This window comes from Saccharomonospora azurea NA-128 (genome assembly GCF_000231055.2).
Lineage (GTDB): Bacteria > Actinomycetota > Actinomycetes > Mycobacteriales > Pseudonocardiaceae > Saccharomonospora > Saccharomonospora azurea.
Map to the genome: position 1 here is coordinate 4,096,145 of NZ_CM001466.1, position 2,743 is coordinate 4,098,887.

The following is a 2,743-nucleotide window of genomic DNA, read 5'->3' on the forward strand; positions in this document are numbered from 1 at the left end:
GAGTCGATCGCGGCCCGCGCGGCGTCGAGCTCGCCCGCGTCGGCGAGGGCCCAGGCCCGCTCGACCAGCTCCGCCAGGACCGCGTCGACCCCCCGCTTCTCCCGCAGCCTCGCGAGGTGGGCGCGGTGCGCGTTCTCCTCCGCCGCGAGATCGAGCGGAGTGAGGTCGCCCGCCCAGTCCGGAGCGTTCCGCCCGGACAGCAGCATCGCCCACGCCCGCGCGGCGACCGGATGGCTCACCAGGCGGGACGCCGATCCGCCGGTCGTGCGCTGCCAGTACCGGACGAGCCGGTCACCCTGGTCGGCCGCGCCGACGCAGAACACCAGAAGCGCCGCCCGGCCGATCTCGACGTCGACGACGTCGTCGGCCGCCGTGAGCACGGTGCGCACGGCGGCCTCGACGAAGTCCTCCGGCGGGGGAGTGGTCAGTGAGTCCATCCGGGAGGAACCGCTCGACTCGTCAGCCGACTCGGCCCGCTCAGCCGTTGTCGGCGATGTCGGCCAGCACCGCGGCGATGGTCCGCACCGGAACCCCGGTGCCGCCCTTGGCGGTGTAACCCCACGGAGCGCCGTCGTTGTAGGACGGACCCGCGATGTCGATGTGCGCCCACGGCACGTCGCCGTTCACGAACTCCCGGAGGAAGATGCCCGCGGCGAGCATGCCGCCCCAGCGCTGGCCGGTGACGTTGGCGAGGTCGGCGATCTTGGAGTCGAGACCCGACCGCAGCTCCTCCGGCAGCGGCATCGGCCAGCCGTTCTCACCCGTGGCCTGCGCGAGCTCGGCGACCCGGTCGCGGAAGTCGTCCGAGCCCATGATCCCGGCCGTGCGCTCGCCGAGCGCCACGACCTGCGCACCCGTCAGCGTGGAGGTCTCGATCAGGTAGTCGGGCTCCTCCTCGCAGGCCCGCGTGATCGCGTCGGCGAGGACCAGGCGTCCCTCGGCGTCGGTGTTGAGCACCTCGACGGTCTTGCCGCCGTACATGGTCAGCACGTCGCCGGGGCGGTACGCGGTGCCCGACGGCATGTTCTCCGCCAGCGGGATGTGCGCGACGACCTCGAGCGGGTACTTGAGCTTGGCCGCCAGCACCACGGACGCCAGGACGGCCGCCGCACCCGCCATGTCGGAGGTCATGCTGTCCATGCCCGCCGCGGGCTTCAGCGAGATGCCGCCGGTGTCGAAGGTGATGCCCTTGCCGACCAGCGCGACCTTCTTCTTCGCCTTCGAGCCGCGGTAGGCCACCCGCAGCAGCCGCGGCGGACGCGACGAACCGCCGCCCACTCCGAGGATGCCGCCGAAGCCCTTGCGCTTGAGAGCCTTCTCGTCGAGGACCTCGAACTCCAGGCCGTCGGCGTTGGCGAGTTCCTTGGCGCGGTCGGCGAAGGAGGCGGGGAACAGGTCGTTGGGAGGCGTGTTGACCAGGTCCCGCGCGGTGACGACCGCCTCGGCGATGGCGGAGGCGGCCTTCACGGTCGCCTTGTGCGCCCGCGTGGTGCCCTCGGCCGGAGCCGCCACGTCGATGGTCGCGGGCGGGGCCTCGCCCCGCTCCGACTTGTACGCGGTGAACGAGTAGGCGCCGAGCACGGTGCCCTCGACGGCCGCCTGCACGTCCAGTTCGGACAGCGTGGTCAACACTCGCTTGTGGCCGGTCAGCGAGCGTCCCGAGGCGCCGGCGGCCCGGCGGACCCGCTCGGGGGTGATGTCGTCGGCCTCGCCGAGCCCCACCGCGAGCACGATGCCGGCCGGAATGCGGCCCAGCGTCGGGACCTTCACGACCTCCTCGCTCTTGCCCGTCGCGCCGAGCGTGGCGAGGACCTCGGCGAGCGTGCCCTCGAACGCGGCGTCCACGGCCTCCGCGCCGGCGGCGAGCTCCACTCCGTCGGGCCCCTGCACGGTGCCCACCACGACCACGTCGGCGCGGGACTTGGCCAATGCCCCCTCGGAGTTCTCGGACAGGGACAGCTTCGGCACGCTCACGTCAGGCTCCTCTGTGTCAGCACGTGCGGACGACGCGCCCCCGGTTCGGGGCGACGCGCCGATCCGTCGATCTCACCCGCCATGCTATTGGCGACACCGGTATCCCCGCGCGGAGGTAGGTCAGCTCGATGGCATTCGCCGCAGGCCTGTTCGTCGTTCTCGCCGTGGCCGCGTCGGCGGCAGGCTGGTGGTCGCTCGCCGCACTGCCGTTGGCCGGTGCGCTCGCCTGGACGGCGGGCCTGCACCCGGACGCGCCGCGGGGACGGGTCGGTCGCGCGCTGACCGCGGCCCGCGAGTGGTGCCTGCTCGTGCTGTGTGCGACCGTCCCGGCCGCCTACGTCGCCCCCGAGCTCGCCTCGGTGTTCCCGTCGGGCGCCGCCTACGCGGTCGTGGCCCTCGCCGTCGTGCTCGTCACGGCGGGCGCGGACGCCGCCGGTGCGCGGGTGCCGGCACGGTTGCCGCGCTGGGCGGTGGGAGTGGGAGTTCTCGTGGTGGCCGCCTTCGTGGCCGTGTGTGTGGCGATCACTCCCGCGACCCCGACGTTCGCCGCGGTGCAACCACCGACGCCCGTGGGGCTGCTCGTGGCGGTGGTGGTGCTCGTGCCCCTCTTCGTCGAGCTGCGTGGGGCGCGGCTCGCCGTCGCGGTCGGGCTCGCGGCCGTGTTGGCGGGGGCCGTCCTGTACCAGCTCGGCCCGGTGCGGCTGGGACTGTCGTCGACGTCGTTGCGCGAGGTGCTCGTCGCGGCCGACGCCTCGGCGCTCACGACGCT

Annotated in this window: 2 protein-coding genes and 1 pseudogene; 1 reads left to right on the forward strand and 2 read right to left on the reverse strand. The window is 73.6% G+C overall.

Features of this window, described 5'->3' with window-relative positions; genetic code table 11:
• A pseudogene (locus tag SACAZDRAFT_RS23455) lies at positions 1-437 on the reverse strand (SMI1/KNR4 family protein); the annotation flags it as partial.
• A 40-nt stretch (positions 438-477) separates the two neighbouring features.
• Complete coding sequence (locus tag SACAZDRAFT_RS18930) at positions 478-1,974, reverse strand: leucyl aminopeptidase (RefSeq protein WP_005444277.1); 1,497 nt, start codon at positions 1,972-1,974, stop codon at positions 478-480.
• 128 nt (positions 1,975-2,102) lie between these two features.
• Between SACAZDRAFT_RS18930 and SACAZDRAFT_RS23460 the strand changes: the two genes are divergently transcribed.
• Positions 2,103-2,743: hypothetical protein (locus SACAZDRAFT_RS23460; RefSeq protein ID WP_005444279.1), on the forward strand; the 641-nt coding region annotated here is incomplete at its 3' end.